Annotated in this window: 14 protein-coding genes; 9 read left to right on the top strand and 5 right to left on the bottom strand. The window is 68.3% G+C overall.

What is annotated here, in order from left to right:
• Positions 1-49 precede the first annotated feature (49 nt).
• Positions 50-634 (bottom strand): CNP1-like family protein, encoded by a 585-nt coding sequence (locus ABNX08_RS18725; RefSeq protein WP_349607168.1) that lies wholly within the window; start codon positions 632-634, stop codon positions 50-52.
• Complete coding sequence (locus ABNX08_RS18720; protein WP_022536656.1) at positions 627-1,352, bottom strand: RNA pyrophosphohydrolase; 726 nt, start codon at positions 1,350-1,352, stop codon at positions 627-629. Before ABNX08_RS18720 ends, ABNX08_RS18725 begins: the two co-directional genes overlap by 8 nt.
• 181 nt (positions 1,353-1,533) lie before the next feature.
• On the opposite strand from ABNX08_RS18720, the gene ABNX08_RS18715 reads away from it, so the two are divergent.
• The 3 genes from ABNX08_RS18715 to ABNX08_RS18705 are packed head-to-tail and all read left to right on the top strand — an operon-like array spanning position 1,534 to position 4,945.
• Positions 1,534-3,255: a proline--tRNA ligase gene (locus ABNX08_RS18715; RefSeq protein ID WP_349607167.1), complete on the top strand. Its 1,722-nt coding sequence runs from the start codon at positions 1,534-1,536 to the stop codon at positions 3,253-3,255.
• A 5-nt stretch (positions 3,256-3,260) separates the two neighbouring features.
• Positions 3,261-4,046 carry a lytic transglycosylase domain-containing protein gene (locus ABNX08_RS18710; RefSeq protein ID WP_374063625.1) on the top strand — a complete coding sequence of 262 codons (786 nt, stop codon included), beginning with the start codon at positions 3,261-3,263 and terminating at the stop codon, positions 4,044-4,046.
• Positions 4,043-4,945, top strand: a complete 903-nt coding sequence (locus ABNX08_RS18705; RefSeq protein WP_349607166.1) for a 2OG-Fe(II) oxygenase — start codon at positions 4,043-4,045, stop codon at positions 4,943-4,945. Before ABNX08_RS18710 ends, ABNX08_RS18705 begins: the two co-directional genes overlap by 4 nt.
• A 48-nt stretch (positions 4,946-4,993) precedes the next feature.
• Here ABNX08_RS18705 and ABNX08_RS18700 read toward each other — a convergent pair whose 3' ends face one another.
• Positions 4,994-6,010 carry a hypothetical protein gene (locus ABNX08_RS18700; protein WP_349607165.1) on the bottom strand — a complete coding sequence of 339 codons (1,017 nt, stop codon included), beginning with the start codon at positions 6,008-6,010 and terminating at the stop codon, positions 4,994-4,996.
• Positions 6,011-6,096: 86 nt separating this feature from the next.
• Here ABNX08_RS18700 and ABNX08_RS18695 point away from each other — a divergent pair, with 86 nt between their 5' ends.
• On the top strand, positions 6,097-6,711 hold the full coding sequence (locus ABNX08_RS18695) for a LysE family translocator (RefSeq protein WP_022536649.1): 615 nt from the start codon (positions 6,097-6,099) through the stop codon (positions 6,709-6,711).
• Between the two features lie 48 nt (positions 6,712-6,759).
• Here the strand turns inward: ABNX08_RS18695 and ABNX08_RS18690 are convergent, their stop codons facing one another.
• Positions 6,760-7,302: a hypoxanthine-guanine phosphoribosyltransferase gene (locus ABNX08_RS18690; RefSeq protein ID WP_349607164.1), complete on the bottom strand. Its 543-nt coding sequence runs from the start codon at positions 7,300-7,302 to the stop codon at positions 6,760-6,762.
• Between the two features lie 61 nt (positions 7,303-7,363).
• On the bottom strand, positions 7,364-8,758 hold the full coding sequence (gene ffh, locus ABNX08_RS18685; protein WP_022536647.1) for a signal recognition particle protein: 1,395 nt from the start codon (positions 8,756-8,758) through the stop codon (positions 7,364-7,366).
• Positions 8,759-8,886: 128 nt separating this feature from the next.
• Here ffh and ABNX08_RS18680 point away from each other — a divergent pair, with 128 nt between their 5' ends.
• Genes ABNX08_RS18680 through ampD form a run of 5 tightly spaced genes read left to right on the top strand, consistent with a single transcriptional unit; the run spans position 8,887 to position 14,560 of the window.
• Positions 8,887-9,837, top strand: coding sequence for an inner membrane protein YpjD (locus ABNX08_RS18680; RefSeq protein WP_022536646.1), 951 nt, complete (start codon positions 8,887-8,889; stop codon positions 9,835-9,837).
• A gap of 6 nt (positions 9,838-9,843) precedes the next feature.
• Positions 9,844-10,140, top strand: a complete 297-nt coding sequence (locus ABNX08_RS18675) for a PP0621 family protein (protein WP_022536645.1) — start codon at positions 9,844-9,846, stop codon at positions 10,138-10,140.
• On the top strand, positions 10,137-12,242 hold the full coding sequence (locus ABNX08_RS18670; protein ID WP_022536644.1) for a sensor histidine kinase: 2,106 nt from the start codon (positions 10,137-10,139) through the stop codon (positions 12,240-12,242). The genes ABNX08_RS18675 and ABNX08_RS18670 overlap by 4 nt, the downstream gene beginning before the upstream one ends.
• 36 nt (positions 12,243-12,278) lie before the next feature.
• The gene (locus ABNX08_RS18665; RefSeq protein ID WP_349607163.1) at positions 12,279-13,919 is read left to right on the top strand and encodes a sigma-54 dependent transcriptional regulator; all 1,641 of its coding nucleotides are present in this window, start codon (positions 12,279-12,281) and stop codon (positions 13,917-13,919) included.
• Positions 13,916-14,560 (top strand): 1,6-anhydro-N-acetylmuramyl-L-alanine amidase AmpD, encoded by a 645-nt coding sequence (gene ampD, locus ABNX08_RS18660; protein WP_349607162.1) that lies wholly within the window; start codon positions 13,916-13,918, stop codon positions 14,558-14,560. Before ABNX08_RS18665 ends, ampD begins: the two co-directional genes overlap by 4 nt.
• Positions 14,561-14,958: the final 398 nt, after the last annotated feature.

Genomic DNA, 14,958 nt, shown 5'->3' with positions numbered 1-14,958 from the left:
GGCGGGACTGGATGACAGTCTCGCCGTTTTCGTATCGACGCTTCCGGTGTCAGCGATTGCTCGGCGCCCGTGACTTCAGCTCGCGCACCATGTCATCCGGCTTGCCGGCCACCGTGCGGCCTTCACAGAAGAAATCGGTCGCCAGCGTCGCGGCATAGGCGTTGCTCACCCGGGTTTCCATGCGGTGCCAGTTCTCGCCGTATTCGCTCAGGTTCGGAATCCATTCCTTGGCGCCGGCCGGCAGCGTGGCGTAGAGCTTGCGCTCGAACGCGTCGCAACGCATGCCTTCGAAGGTCACGTTGCGCGCGCCGCTCCGGCTGGTGGTGACGACGGTATAGCGCACCACGTTGTCCTTGCCGACCGAGACCGACTTGCTGTCCACCGCGAACGAGAGGCTGCCGGTGCCCGATACCGAGAACGGGATCAGGTCGGCGTCCTGCGGCAGCGGCGGCAGCATCGCCTTGGCCTCCTCGAAGGTCTTGGGCGCGAACGGGTTGAGCCACGTGCTCTCTTCCTCTGCCATCTGCTTGCCAGTGGTCTTGCAGCCGGCCAGCGCAAGGCTGGCCGCGGCAAGCAGCAGTCCGGCAGCGCGCAGGCCGCCGCGGTGGCGGCCCGGGCCGGTGAAACTAGTCATCAGTGCTCCGTGAGGTGGATACCGGCGCTGCGGCCGGCGAAACAGATACAGGCTGGGCTTCAGGCTCGGGCGCAGGGGCAGGCTCAGGTTCCGCCGCGCCATCGCAGTCGGCCCCGGCCACCGCCGGCTGCCCCGGCTGGCCACCTCGGCCCTGCATCTGGCTGCGCGGCCCGCCGTAGCGCCCGTGCATGCCATGCGCACCATGGGCGCCGTGCGTGCCATAGGGGCTCAGCGGCACGCGCGGGTGCCGGTTCAAAAAGCGCGACAATTCCGTCAGCGCCATCTGGTAGACATCGCGCTTGAACTCGATCACCGCCTCCAGCGGCACCCAATAATGGCTCCAGCGCCAGGCGTCAAACTCCGGATGGTCGGTGGCGCGAAGGTGGATATCGCAGTCCCTGCCGGCCATGCGCAGCAGGAACCAGATTTGTTTCTGGCCCTTGTAGTGGCCGCGGATCTCGCGGCGGATGAACTTGTCCGGCACCTCGTAACGCAGCCAGTCGCGCGTGCGACCAACGATCCTGACGTGCTCCGGAAGCAGGCCGATTTCCTCATGCAGTTCGCGGTACATGGCCTGTTCCGGCGTTTCGCCGTACTTGATGCCGCCTTGCGGGAACTGCCAGGAGTGTTCGCCGATTCGCTTGCCCCAGAAAACCTCGTTGCGTGCGTTGAGGAGGATGATGCCGACGTTCGGGCGAAAGCCTTCACGATCGAGCATGACTGCACCTCGAATCCTTTAGAATTACGCTGATTATAAAGGAAGCGCGCAGCCGGGCTCAGAAGGGGGGATGGTGGTTTTCCCCGAGCAGAAGGGCAGTTTCAGGCGCGTGCGCGACAAATCAGTGCCGCAGCTCCCCCGGATTTGCCGGGATTCCTGGCGGCCTCGAGAGAAACAACGGATGAAAGCCTCGCAATTCTTCATTTCCACCCTCAAGGAAGCGCCCGCCGACGCGGAAATCGTGTCGCACAAACTGATGATGCGCGCCGGCATGATCAAGAAGCTAGGCGCCGGCATCTACAGCTACATGCCGATCGGGCTGCGCGTGATCCGCAAGGTCGAGAACATCGTGCGCGAGGAGATGAACCGCGCCGGCGCGGTGGAACTGTCCATGCCCGTGATCCAGCCGGCCGAGCTGTGGCAGGAAACCGGCCGCTGGGACAAGATGGGCCCGGAGCTGCTGCGCCTGAAGGACCGCCACGAGCGCGACTTCGCGGTGCAACCGACCTCGGAAGAGGTGGTGACCGATATCGCCCGCGGCGAAATCCGCAGCTACAAGCAGCTGCCGGTCAATTTCTACCAGATCCAGACCAAGTTCCGCGACGAGCGCCGGCCGCGCTTCGGCATCATGCGCGGGCGCGAGTTCACCATGAAGGACGCCTATTCCTTCGACCGCGATACCGACGGCTTGCGCAAGTCGTACGAGAACATGTACGACACCTACGTGCGCATCTTCCGCCGCTTCGGGCTGGAATTCCGCGCCGTGGCGGCCGACAACGGCGCCATCGGCGGCTCGGGCTCGCATGAGTTCCACGTCATCGCCGAGACGGGTGAAGACGCCATCGTCTACTGCCCGACCTCCGCCTACGCGGCTAACATGGAGGCCGCCGAGGCATTGCCGCTGCTGGCCGAGCGCGCCGCGCCCAAGGAAGACCTGGTCAAGACCTTTACCCCGGAAAAGACCAAGTGCGAGCACGTGGCCGAGTTCCTGGGCATCCCGCTGGAGCGCAACGTCAAGTCGATCGTGCTGGCCAAGGATACCGAAGCCGGCGCCGAAATCTGGCTGCTGCTGATCCGCGCCGACCATGAACTGAACGAGGTCAAGGCCTCCAAGGTGCCGGGCCTGGCCGACTTCCGCTTCGCCACCGAGAACGAGATCGTCGATGCCTTCGGCTCGCCGCCGGGCTACCTCGGCCCGATCGGCGCCAGGAAGCCGGTCAAGGTGGTGGCCGACCGCACCGTCGCCAACATGAGCGACTTCGTCTGCGGCGCCAACTATCGCGACTACCACTACACCGGCGTCAACTGGGGCCGCGACCTGCCCGAGCCGGTCGTCGCCGACCTGCGCAACGTGGTCGCCGGCGACGCCTCGCCGGACGGCCAGGGCACGCTGGAAATCTGCCGCGGCATCGAGGTGGGCCATGTGTTCATGCTGGGCACGCGCTATTCCGAGTCCATGAACGCCACCTTCCTGGATGAGAACGGCAAGACTCAGCCGATGCAGATGGGCTGCTACGGCATCGGCGTCACCCGCATCCTGGGCGCCGCGATCGAGCAGAACTTCGACGAGCGCGGCATTATCTGGCCGGCAGCGATCGCGCCGTTCGCGGTGGTGATCTGCCCGGTGGGCTACGACCGCTCCGAAGCCGTCAAGGCCGAGGCCGACCGCATCCATGCCGAGCTGCTGGCGGCCGGCGTGGACGTCATCATCGACGACCGCGGCGAGCGCCCCGGCGTGATGTTCGCCGACTGGGAACTGATCGGCGTGCCGCACCGCGTGGTGGTGGGCGACCGCGGCCTGAAGGAAGGCAAGGTCGAGTACCAGGGCCGGCGTGACGCGCAGGCCACCGCGGTCAGCGTGGCCGACGTGGTCGGCCACGTGCGCAACCAGCTGGCGAACTGACCTCCATGCGCGCCGCACCGGGGATGACCGACGCCGGCCGACGCCCCGCGTGGCGCCAGCCCGTGGCCGTTGCCCGCCGCTTTGCCGGCGGGCTGCTGCTGGCGCTGGCCGCCACGGCCGTCCAGGCCGGCGCGCAGAAGGAAGAAGACCTGGCCGATTCCGTGCGCGGCGCACTGGCCGCCGCCATCGCCGATGACCGGCCCACGCGACCGGTCTTTGCTTCGGGCGGCGAGCGCCTGGCCTACCTGAAATGGCTGGGCGAAATGTCCTCGCGCCTGTCTTCGCGCATCCCCGAGCCGCAGGTGCGCGTCGAGCTGATCGAGACCGCTTACTACGAGGCCAAGCGCGCCGGGCTGGAGCCCGCGCTGGTGCTGGGCCTGGTCCAGGTCGAGAGCAATTTCCGCAAGTACGCGATCAGCTCCGCCGGTGCGCGCGGGCTGATGCAGGTGATGCCGTTCTGGGTGCGAGCCATCGGCGACAACGACCCGCGCAAGCTGTTCCACCTGCAGAGCAACCTGCGCTACGGCTGCACCATCCTGCGCTACTACCTCGACCGCGAGCAGGGCGACCTGTACCTCGCGCTGGGCCGCTACAACGGCAGCCGCGGCCGGCCGGAGTACCCGAACGCGGTGCTGGCGGCGTGGAAGCGCTGGCAATATTCCGAAGCCTCGGTCACCGTCGCCGGCGATCCCGAGATCGCCCCGTCGCCCCCGCGCGCGCCGCTATCGCCTGTATCCGAGCCACCCCAAAGCAATCCCTTCTCGCCCCGGCGCGTCGCCAATCCCTCATGATCCGCGAAGCATCCGCAGTCGGCGGCAAGGCCGGCTATACCGAATCCTCGCCCGAACTCGAGCAATGGCTGGCCCGGCATATCGCGCAGGGCTTCGGCGCCGATGCGCTGGTGTTGTCGATGCTGCGCTCGGGCTATGACGATGCCTTTGCGCGCCAGGCCGTGGCGGCGGCATTCGGGCAGGATGCAGGCGCCGACGCACCCGCGAAGCCGGCGGCGCGCGGCAAGGCGCCCGTCGCTGCGGCCGAGGCCGAGCCGCAGGTCTACGTAGCGCACGGCGGCGACCGCGAGATCTCGATCCTGTTCCAGCTGGCATCGCCGCGCATCCGGTTGTTCCAGCATCTGCTGACCGACGAGGAATGCGATGCGCTGGTGGCGCTGTCGCGCGGCCGGCTGGCGCGCTCGCCGGTGGTCAACCCGGATACCGGCGACGAAAACCTGATCGACGCCCGCACCAGCATGGGCGCGATGTTCCAGGTGGGCGAGCACGCGCTGATTTCGCGCATCGAGGCGCGCATCGCCGCGGTCACCGGCGTGCCGGCAGAGCATGGCGAAGGGCTGCAGATCCTCAACTACAAGCCCGGCGGCGAGTACCAGCCGCACTTCGATTACTTCAATCCGCAGCGCCCCGGCGAGGCGCGCCAGCTGTCCGTAGGCGGCCAGCGCATCGCCACGCTGGTGATCTACCTGAACACCCCCGAGGCGGGCGGCGCCACCGCGTTCCCGCGCGTAGGCCTGGAAGTGGCGCCGGTCAAGGGCAACGCCGTGTACTTCAGCTACCTGCTGCCCGACGGCAAGCTCGACGACCGCACGTTGCACGCCGGCCTGCCGGTGGCGTCGGGCGAGAAATGGATCGCCACCAAATGGCTGCGCGAACGGCCATACCGCAGCGAGGCGTGAGCCTGCCTGCCGGCGCCAGCTGATCCATCTGCTGGCACTGGTCTCATCTCAAGGCGGATCCTGCACCGTGCCGTGGCGTAGTACGCGGCGCAGGGCATCGTCGTCCAGCCGCTGCGTGCCGTCGAGCCAGGTGCCCAGCAGCGCCAGCAACTCCAGCAACGCATCGATGCGCGCCAGCAGGTGGGCGTCGTCGCCGGCCGCCCCGGCTTCCTGCCTGAGGGCGCGCACGGCCGCTACGGCGGGATCGATCTCGCGGCGCTTGCGCTCGTCCGCCAAGGTGCGGAAGTTGACCCAGACATCTGCCGGCACGCGCACGTACTCGCGCCGGTCGCGCGGGACATCGGCATGGGACGGCCGGGTCAGGTTCCAGGAATCGAGTTCCCTGAGCCCCACGCTGAGACTGGAGCGCGAGCGGTTCAGTGCGTGCGCGATCTCGTCGGCGTTCAGCGGCCGCGAGGCGATATACAGCAGGCTCAGGATTTGGCTGGCCGTGCGGGTAAGGCCGCAATGGCTGCCCAGTTCCCCAAGGTGGCCAATCAACAGGTGGGCAAGCGGTGACAAGTGCATGGTGTGGTGGTGGGTCACGTGGACGCCAGGCTTGTAGGTGCCGATGCCATCGGGCCATTTCGGGTACTGGCCCGGCGCCGGGGCCGGTGCAGGCGCCGGAGTCGGTGCCGGAGTCGGTGCGGGAGCCGGCGCTGGCGTCGGAGCAGGAGAGGGCGCAGGCGCAGGAGAGGGCGCAGGCGCAGGAGAGGGCGCCGGCGTCGGTGCGGGCGCCGGCGTGGGCGCATCCGGCGACAGGATCGACAGCTGCGCCGAGTCCTTCTCGTTCTTAAGGTAAATCACGTTGGCCTGCAGGTTGGCCGTGTTGAAGACGACTTCGTTGCCCTGGCGTTCGCCGATGCGCAGCAGCGTGCCGTACTTGCCGTTGAGCAGGCTGGCCAGCTGCGGGCCCCATGCGGACTGCGGCGAGTTCTGCGCCGTGATGGCCAGGCGCTCGTCCACGCGCTCCTTGCCGCCGGCATCGCTGCCGAGCACGCGGAAGCGCACCTGGTCGCCGGGCACCGTATCGGCGGATTTCCGTCAAAGTGTACCGGTACTGTACCGTTGGCTGACCGTAGACTGATTCCCTGAATGCCCTGGAGTCAGTTATGGAAGTGTCCCAACTTGCCGCCGGAACCGGTGTCTTTGCCGCGTTTGCCGGCTTTGCGCTGGTGTCGTCGATCACCCCCGGTCCCAACAACACCATGGTGCTCGCCTCGGGCGTGAACTTCGGATTTGCGCGCACGGTGCCGCACGTGCTGGGAATCAGCATCGGCTTTGCGCTGATGGTGGCGCTGGTCGGGCTGGGGCTGGGATCGCTGTTCCACGCCTTTCCGTGGACCTGGCAGGTGCTGCGCGTGGTGGCGACGGTCTACCTCGTGTGGCTGGCGTGGAAGCTGGCCACCTCCGGCGGCGTGCAGGACCAGAAGGTCGGGCGGCCGATGGGCTTCCTGGCCGCCGCGGCATTCCAGTGGGTCAATCCCAAGGCTTGGGTGATGGCGGTCGGCGCGTGCAGCACATACGTGCTGCACGGCAACCTGTGGCTCAACGTGCTGCTGCTGGCGGGGATCTTCGGCGTGGTCAACCTGCCGAGCGTCGCGATGTGGGCGCTGTGCGGCTCGGCGCTGCGGCGCTGGCTGGCGCGCCCGCGCGTGCTGCGCGCCTTCAATATCGGCATGGCAGCTTTGCTGCTGGCCTCGCTGTGGCCGATCCTGGGGGCCTGAAGCGGGCGCCCAGGGCAGGCACCCCGGCGGGTGCCTGTATTTACGTGATCAGAACAGGGCGCGGATCGCGTCCAGGTTGCGCCAGTAGCCCTTGGCGTCCATGCCGCAACCGAACACATAGCGATCCGGCACGGCAAAGCCGCAGAAGTCCGGGTGCATGGGCTTGATCTTGGGCAGCGTCTTCTCGCACAGCACCGCGGCGTGGAATTCCCTGGCGCCCATGTCCAGGATGCGCTCGCGAATCGCGGCCATGGTTTCGCCTTCATCCAGGATGTCGTCCAGCACCAGCACCACGCGGTCCTTGACCGATTCGCGCGGGGCCACGCGCCACTGCATCTCGCCGCCCACGGTCTTGTTGTTGTAGCGCGAGAGGTGGATGTAGTCGAACTCCAGCGGGAAGGCCAGCTTGGGCAGCAGCATGCCGGTGAAGACCACCGCGCCGCCCATCACCGACAGTACCAGCGGGAAGGCATCGCCCATCTTGACGGTGATCTCGGCCGCCATGCGGTCCAGGGCGGCCTGGACTTCCTCGGCGGAGACGATTTCTTCGGAGTTGGCCCACAGCTCGCGGGCCTGTACGGCGCTCATCATGATGTCTTTCCTGTTCTTTTGCGGGGGAAGGCAGATCGCTTGCCGATCTTACTACCGCTAATTAGCGGTTGAAGAGGCCCTTCATGCCACCCTTCATCGCGCCCATCTGGCGCATCATCTTCATCATGCCGCCGCCCTTGAGCTTTTTCATCATGGATTGCATCTGGTCGAACTGGTTGAGCAGGCGGTTCACTTCCTGCACCGGCACGCCGGCGCCCGCGGCGATGCGGCGCTTGCGGCTGGCCTTGATCAGCTCGGGCTTGGCGCGCTCGGTCGGCGTCATGCTGTTGATGATGCCTTCCATGCGGGCCACCTGCTTTTCCGCCTGATCCATATTGGCGCCTTGTGCCTGCTGGGCGAACTGCGCCGGCAGCTTGTCGACCAGGCTGCCCAGGCCGCCCATTTTCTTCATCTGGCCGATCTGCGCCTTGAAGTCTTCCAGGTCGAAGTCGCCTGTCTTCTTGATCTTCTTGGCCAGCTTCTCGGCCGCTTCCATGTCCACGCCGCGCTGGGCTTCCTCGACCAGCGCGAGGATGTCGCCCATGCCCAGGATGCGCTGGGCCATGCGGTCAGGGTAGAAGGGCTCGAGGCCGTCGAGCTTTTCGCCGACGCCGACGAACTTGATCGGGCGCCCAGTAATGTGGCGTACCGACAGCGCCGCACCACCGCGCGCATCGCCGTCCAGCTTGGTCAGCACCACGCCGGTCAGCGGGAGGGTGTCGTTGAAGGCCTTGGCGGTGTTGACCGCGTCCTGGCCGAGCATGGCGTCGACCACGAACAGCGTCTCGGCGGGCTTCAGCTCGGCGTGCAGGGCCGCGATTTCCTGCATCATCAACTCGTCGATACCCAGCCGGCCGGCCGTGTCGACGATCAGCACATCGTGGTAGTGCTTGCGTGCCCAGTCCACCGCCGCGCGGGCGATGTCGACCGGTTTCTGGTCCGGCTGCGACGGGAAGAAGTCAGCGCCGACTTGCTCGGAAACCGTCTTCAGCTGCGCAATCGCGGCGGGGCGGTAGACGTCGCACGAGACCGTCAGCACCTTCTTCTTCTTGTTTTCCTTGAGCCACTTGGCCAGCTTGCCCACGGTTGTGGTTTTACCGGCACCCTGCAGGCCGGCCATCAGGATGATGGCGGGCGGCTGCACGGCCAGGTTCAGCTCGGCTTCCTTGTTGTTGCCACCAGCGGCTTCGGTGCCGCCGATCACCGCGGTCAGCTCGCGCTGTACCACGCCGACCAGGGCCTGGCCCGGGGTGAGGCTGGTGACGACCTCCTCGCCCAATGCCTTTTCCTTGACGCGGGCGACGAATTCGCGCACGACCGGCAGCGCCACGTCGGCTTCGAGCATGGCAAGGCGCACTTCGCGCAGCATCTCGGCGGTGTTGGCCTCGGTCAGGCGCGCCTCGCCGCGCATGGTCTTGACCACACGCGCCAGGCGTTGAGTGAGATTGTCCAGCATGGCAGGAATTGGGGAAAGGTCGGAGCAGGGCTCGGAGAAGAATCGGGGCAGGACCGGCTCACGCGGGGGCCTGGAGCACCGGTTCAACCGGCCGCCACCGTCCGTGGGCACTAAGGTAAACTGCGCAAATGGTCATTGTACTGTATGCCCTCACGGCACTTCTCTATTGCGGCCTGGCCTGGCACGGCTGGGCCACGCGCCATCCGCTCGCGACCGCGGCCGGCCAGGCAGGCGGCGGCGCCTCGGCCGTGCTCGTTGCTTCCGGTCCCGGCGGCCCGGGCGGCGGCATCCCACCGGCGGGCGGCGCGCACGGCGAAGCGCGCCCGGCCTGGTGGCACGTGCTGATGCTGGCCGCGCTGGCCAGCCACGGCATGCTGCTGCATGAAACCATCTTCCCGGCCGAGCGCATGGTGTTCGGCTTTGCCTTCGCGCTGTCGGCCATGCTGTGGCTGGGCGTGGGCATCTACTGGATCGAGAGCTTTTTCTTCTCGCTGGCCGGTCTGGGGCTGATCGTGATCCCGGTGGCGCTGGTCGCCAGCCTGTTGCCCCTGGCCTTCCCAGGCTCGCAGATCCTGGGCTACGCGGCGCAGCCGCTGTTCAAGCTGCACTTCATCATCGCCAACGTGGCCTATGGGCTGTTCACGCTGGCTGCCTTCCACGCCTTCCTGATGCTGCTGGCTGAACGGCGCCTGCACGGCTTCCGCCACGCGCCGGCGCGGCCGAGCGAGGCGCAGCCCAGCCAGTGGCTGGGGCGCTGGCTGGACCTGCTGCCGCCGCTGCTGACGCTGGAGAAGCTGCTGTTCCGGCTGATCGGCGCCGGCTTCGTGCTGCTGACGCTGACCATTGCCTCGGGACTGCTGTTTTCCGAGGAACTGTTTGGCCGCGCCTTCCGGCTCGACCACAAGACCGTGTTTGCGCTGATCTCGTGGGCCATGTTCGGCGGCATCCTGGCCGGACGCATCTTCCGCGGCTGGCGCGGCAAGGTGGCGCTGCGCTGGGTCATCGCCTCGTTCGGCATCCTGCTGCTGGCCTATGTCGGCAGCCGCTTCGTGATCGAAGTCGTCTTGCACCGCATCTGATTTGCCATGGCACGTATCCTGATCCTGCTGGCGGTGGTGCTGGGCGTCATCTGGTGGCTGCGAGCCCGTGCCGAGGCTCGGCTGGCGCAACAGCGCGCGCAGCAGCATGCGCGCGAAGCCAGCCAGCGCGCTGCCGCCGAAGCCGCCGCGCCTGCCACGGCCGAGCCGATGGTCCAGTGCGCACACTGCGGCGTACACCTGCCGCAAGGCGAGGCCATTGCCTGGCGCGGCCTGCATTACTGCCGCCGCAGCCACCTGCCTGACGAAGCCAGCACCGGCACCACTGGCGGTCCCGGCGCATGACCGGACCGGCGCCGACTGGTCCCTCGGGCTGGCAGCGGCTGAACGCCTGGCGCGGTCTGGCGCAGTTGTGGCGCCAGGACGAACCACCCGAATTCCACTGGCGCCTGCTGCGCTACTTCTGCTGGACCCGCGTCGCCGTCGGCCTGCTGCTGGTCGGCTACGCGCTGATGCAGCGCGGCGAGCCCCCGGCCGTCGCCGCAGTTTTGCCGTTTGCGCTGGGAGCGGTCGAGCATGCGGCGGCCATGACGGTCGCGTTGCCCTACCTGGTGATTGCGCTGGCGATGCTGGCCGGCACGCTGTGGCGCCGGCACTTCCATCTGCGTGTACGCGTGCAGGTGCTGGCCGACCTGGCGCTGCTGGCGCTGGTCTACCACGTGCTGGCGCGGCACGGCACCCACGGGCAGGCCGACGGCCTGGCCATGATCTTCCTGCTGCCGGCGCTGGAAGCCGGGGCCTTGACCAGCCTGCTGTTCGCGCTGTTCGCCGCGGCCATCTCCGCGCTGGTGGTGATGAGCGGCCCGTTCACCCACACCATCCTGCTGCGCCAGGCCGACGCCGGCCTGCTGGGCTCGGGCCTGTTCGGCCTGGTGTTCATGATCGCCGCGCTGCTGATGTATATGCTGGCCAACCGCCAGATCGCGCAGGAACGACTGGCGCTGGCGCGCGAGCAGGAGCTGCGGCTGCAGCAGCTGGTCAACCGGCTGATGGTCAACGACATGCAGGACGGCGTGATGCTGGTGCGCGCCAACGGCGCGGTGGTGGCGGCCAACCCGGCGGCGGTAGTGCTGCTGGGGGTGCAGCCGCATGAACGGATCTATTCGCGCCGGCTCGGTGGCGCTGCGGGGCAGGGCGCCAGCGGTGGCGACGCCGTCTTGTTCGACCTGCGCCGCATCCCGCGCCTGCAGCCGCTGATGGAGATGCTGCGCGACTGGCTGCGCAGCAAGGACGATGTGCCGCGCATCCTGCAATTGCTGCCGATGGCGTCCGGCACGGCGCTGGCCGACGGCACCATGCAGCACACTCGGCTGCGGCTGCGCTTCGTGCTGCCGGGGCTGGCGGGCCTGCGCTCGACGCTGGCGCACGGCCGTACTCTGCCGACCACCCTCGATACCGCCACCTGGAACGAACTCTCGCCCGAAGCTGCCGCGCGCCTGCGCCTGGCCATCGCCCAGAACGAGGCCATGGCCTGGTCGCAGGAAGACGAGGCGCTGCTGCGCAGCGAGATGCGTGACACCGTGCTGGTCCATATCGAAAGCTGGGAACGCATCGCCGAACAGGTGCAGCAGGAAAAGCTGGCCGCGATGGGCCGGCTGGTGGCCAGCATCGCGCACCAGATCCGCAACCCGCTGGCGGCAATCAGCCAGGCCAGCGAATTGTTGGCCGATTCGGGCAGGCGCGAGCCCGGTGTGCCAGACAGTGGCGGCGCCGACGTCGATATCGACGCCCGCCTGCTGCGCATCATCAACGACAACGTGCGCCGGCTCGACCAGGTGGTGTCCGACGTGCTGCAGATGTCGCGCCGCCCGCGCACCGGCCGCAGCACCGTGCACCTGGCGCAGGCGCTGCCCGAGATCGTCGAGCGCTGGCGGCTGGAAATGCGCTCGCGCCGCCCGCACGCCGGCGAAACCCGCCCAGCGGGCCGCGCCGACATCAACGCCAACGCCATCCGGCTGACGGTGGACGTGGCCCAGCCGGTGGTGTTCGATACCTCGCAGCTGCAGCAGGTGCTGGGCAACCTGCTCGACAACGCCTGGCGTTACTGCAGCCGGCTGCCGGGCTCGATCCGGCTGCTGGCGCACGCGCTGGACCAGCACCATGCCGAGCTGATCGTCTGGAACGACGGCGCCGAGGTCTCGCGCGAGCACCAGCGCAGCCTGTTCGAGCCATTCTTCACCAGCAACGCGCAGGGCACCGGGCTGGGCCTGTTCATGGCGCGCGAGCTGTGCGGCGTCAACGATGCGCAGGTGCGCTATGGCGCCGTGTCGCTGCCGGCGCTGATCGAGCGTACCGGCGTGCTGGCCCCAGCCGCGCGCGATACACTGCCGGCCAAGGCCTTCGTGCTGACGCTGCGCATCGAGACCGCGGATGCGGCCGCAGCCTGAGCCGGCTCAACCCGACCCACCCCCGATCCCGTTCTCATGCCACCCCGAATGTCCAGCGCGCCCGATCCCATCCTCGTCATCGACGACGAGGCCGACCTGCGCGAGCTGCTGGATATCTCGATCCGCCGCATGGGACATGACGTGGTGCTGGCCGGCTCGCTGGCCGAGGCGCGCGAGAAGCTGGCGCAGCGCCGCTACAGCCTGGTGCTGACTGACATGCGGCTGGGCGACGGACTCGGCATCGAGATCGTGCGGCAGCTTTCCGCCGCGCCCGAGCGCGTGCCGGTCGCGGTCATCACCGCCTACGGCAGCGCCGACAACGCCGTGGAGGCCCTCAAGGCCGGCGCCTTCGACTACATCGCCAAGCCGGTATCGCTGGAACAGCTGCGCAGCCTGGTGCTGAACGCGCTCGGCCGCCAGCAGCGCGACAGCGATGCCGCCGCGGCCGACCCAGCCGCCGACCGCGCCGCGGCCTTGCTGCCCGGCCACTCCGCCGCCATGCAGGAGGTGCGCCGCTCGCTGTCGCGGCTGGCGCGCAGCATGGCACCGGTGGTGATCAGCGGCGAATCCGGCAGCGGCAAGGAGCGCGCCGCCCGCGCCATCCATGCGACCAGCGCCCGCGCCGCGCACCCCTTTGTCGCGGTCAACTGCGGCGCCATCCCCGAGAACCTGATGGAGTCCGAGTTCTTCGGCTACGTCAAAGGGGCGTTCACCGGCGCCGACGGCGAGCGCGGCGGCTTCTTCCAGGCCGCCAACGGCGGCACGCTGATGCTCGACGAAGTGGCCGACCTGCCGCTGCCGATGCAGGTCAAGCTGCTGCGCGCGCTGCAGGAGCGGCGCGTGCGCAAGATCGGCGCCAGCCGTGAAGACGCCGTGGACGTGCGCGTGATGTGCGCCAGCCACAAGGATCTGGCGGCGATGGTCGCGGCCGGCCAGTTCCGGCAGGACTTGTATTACCGCCTGAACGTGCTGGAGCTGCGCATGCCCACCCTGCGCGAGCGCGGCGAGGACATCCCGGTGCTGGCGCGCGCCATCCTGGACCACCTGGCGGTGCGCTACGGCGACCCGCGCCCCAAGCGGCTGGCGCCGGCGGCGCTGGACCGGCTGGCCGCCTACCGCTTCCCCGGCAACGTGCGCGAACTGGAGAACCTGCTCGAGCGCGCCTACGCCTTTGCCGAGAGCGAGCAGATCGAGGTCGCCGACCTGGGCCCGCTGGAAGCAGGCGCCGAGCGCGCCGGGCTGATGCACGCGCCGGCCCCCGCCATGGCGCCCGCCGCCCACTACGCCCCCTGGGCCGCCGGGGGCATGTGGCCGCCCGTGCCGCCTACGGCGGTCCCATCGACGGCCCCGACATCGGCACCGGAACCCGCACCGCCTGCCCCGGCCGCCGCCGCCCCGGAACCCGAAACCGACGGCGATCCGGTGGATCGCGCCTGCCGCGGCATCGTCTTCCCGATCGACCTGGCGGCGCGGCTGGAAGCCGTGGAGCGCGAGCTGATCCTGCAGGCGCTGGCACAAACCAACTTCAACCGCACCGCGGCGGCGCCGCTGCTGGGCCTGAACCTGCGCCAGCTGCGCTACCGCATCCAGCAGCTGGGCATCCGCGAGGCCATGGACGCCGCCGACCGCGGCGCCGCCGAGGGAGCGGGCGAGAACGCTACCGAGGGCACGTCATGACCAGCGCCGCCACGCCCGCGCTGCCCGCATTGCCGGAGCGCAGCCGCCGCTTCCTGCCCGACGCCGACGGCTGGGTCCCCGCCGCGCGCCGCGTGCCGTCGCCCAATTTCGACGAGCGCCCGCCAGGCATGGCGGTCGACCTGGTGGTGCTGCACAACATCAGCCTGCCGCCGGGCCAGTTCGGCAGCGGCGACATCGAAGCCTTCTTCCAGAACCGGCTCGACCCGGACAAGCACCCGTTCTTCGCCACCATCCACCAGGTGCAGGTGTCCGCTCACTTCCTGGTCACGCGCCAGGGCGAGCTGGTGCAGTTCGTACCGTGTACGCAGCGGGCCTGGCATGCGGGGCAATCGGACTTCTTTGGCCGGGCGCGCTGCAATGACTTTTCTATCGGCATCGAGATCGAAGGCTGCGACGACCTGCCATTCACCCCCGCCCAGTACGACACCGTGACCGCACTGGTGCCGGCGCTGCTCGCCACCTACCCGGTGCGGGCGATTGCCGGCCACAGCGATATCGCCCCGGGGCGTAAGACCGATCCCGGCCCGCATTTCGACTGGGCGCGCTTTGCCACAGAAGCGTCATTGCCGCCGGCTATGCTGCCGTATCGTTGCGGCCCGGTGACCGACTCGGGTGACTGATTCGTAACGTCTGCCATCACGCCAGCGTGCCCCGTCCTGGCGCACATGCCCCATGCCGGCGAGGGGCTATCGCACCGTCACAACAATCAAAAAAATTTTTCAAAAATGTGCGGTTGCGAACGGTTTGGCCGAAACCCTTGCGAGTATTAGCCTCCCGGGCATGTGGCGCTGCCGCATCCGTGGCACCGACCCCGAAAAAGCGCTTGTCAAGACTGGTCATTCGGATTCGTTTCACTATACTTAGCCCAGTTTTCAGCAGCACCCACTATATCTAGTAGTCAAACCGGGGAGCCGGCCCAGGTGTGAGGTGGCCGTCGCGCAGATCGCGACACCGTCTTGCCGCCACCGCGGGGCCAGCGCATCACAAGAGTCCCTGGCGAAATGTTCACGCAGAGGTA

It is taken from the genome of Cupriavidus sp. DF5525, from assembly GCF_040149425.2.
In the GTDB taxonomy this organism is placed as follows: domain Bacteria; phylum Pseudomonadota; class Gammaproteobacteria; order Burkholderiales; family Burkholderiaceae; genus Cupriavidus; species Cupriavidus pickettii_A.
Note: the sequence above shows the minus strand (reverse complement) of the source record. Positions and strands in the feature narration are given on the sequence as shown.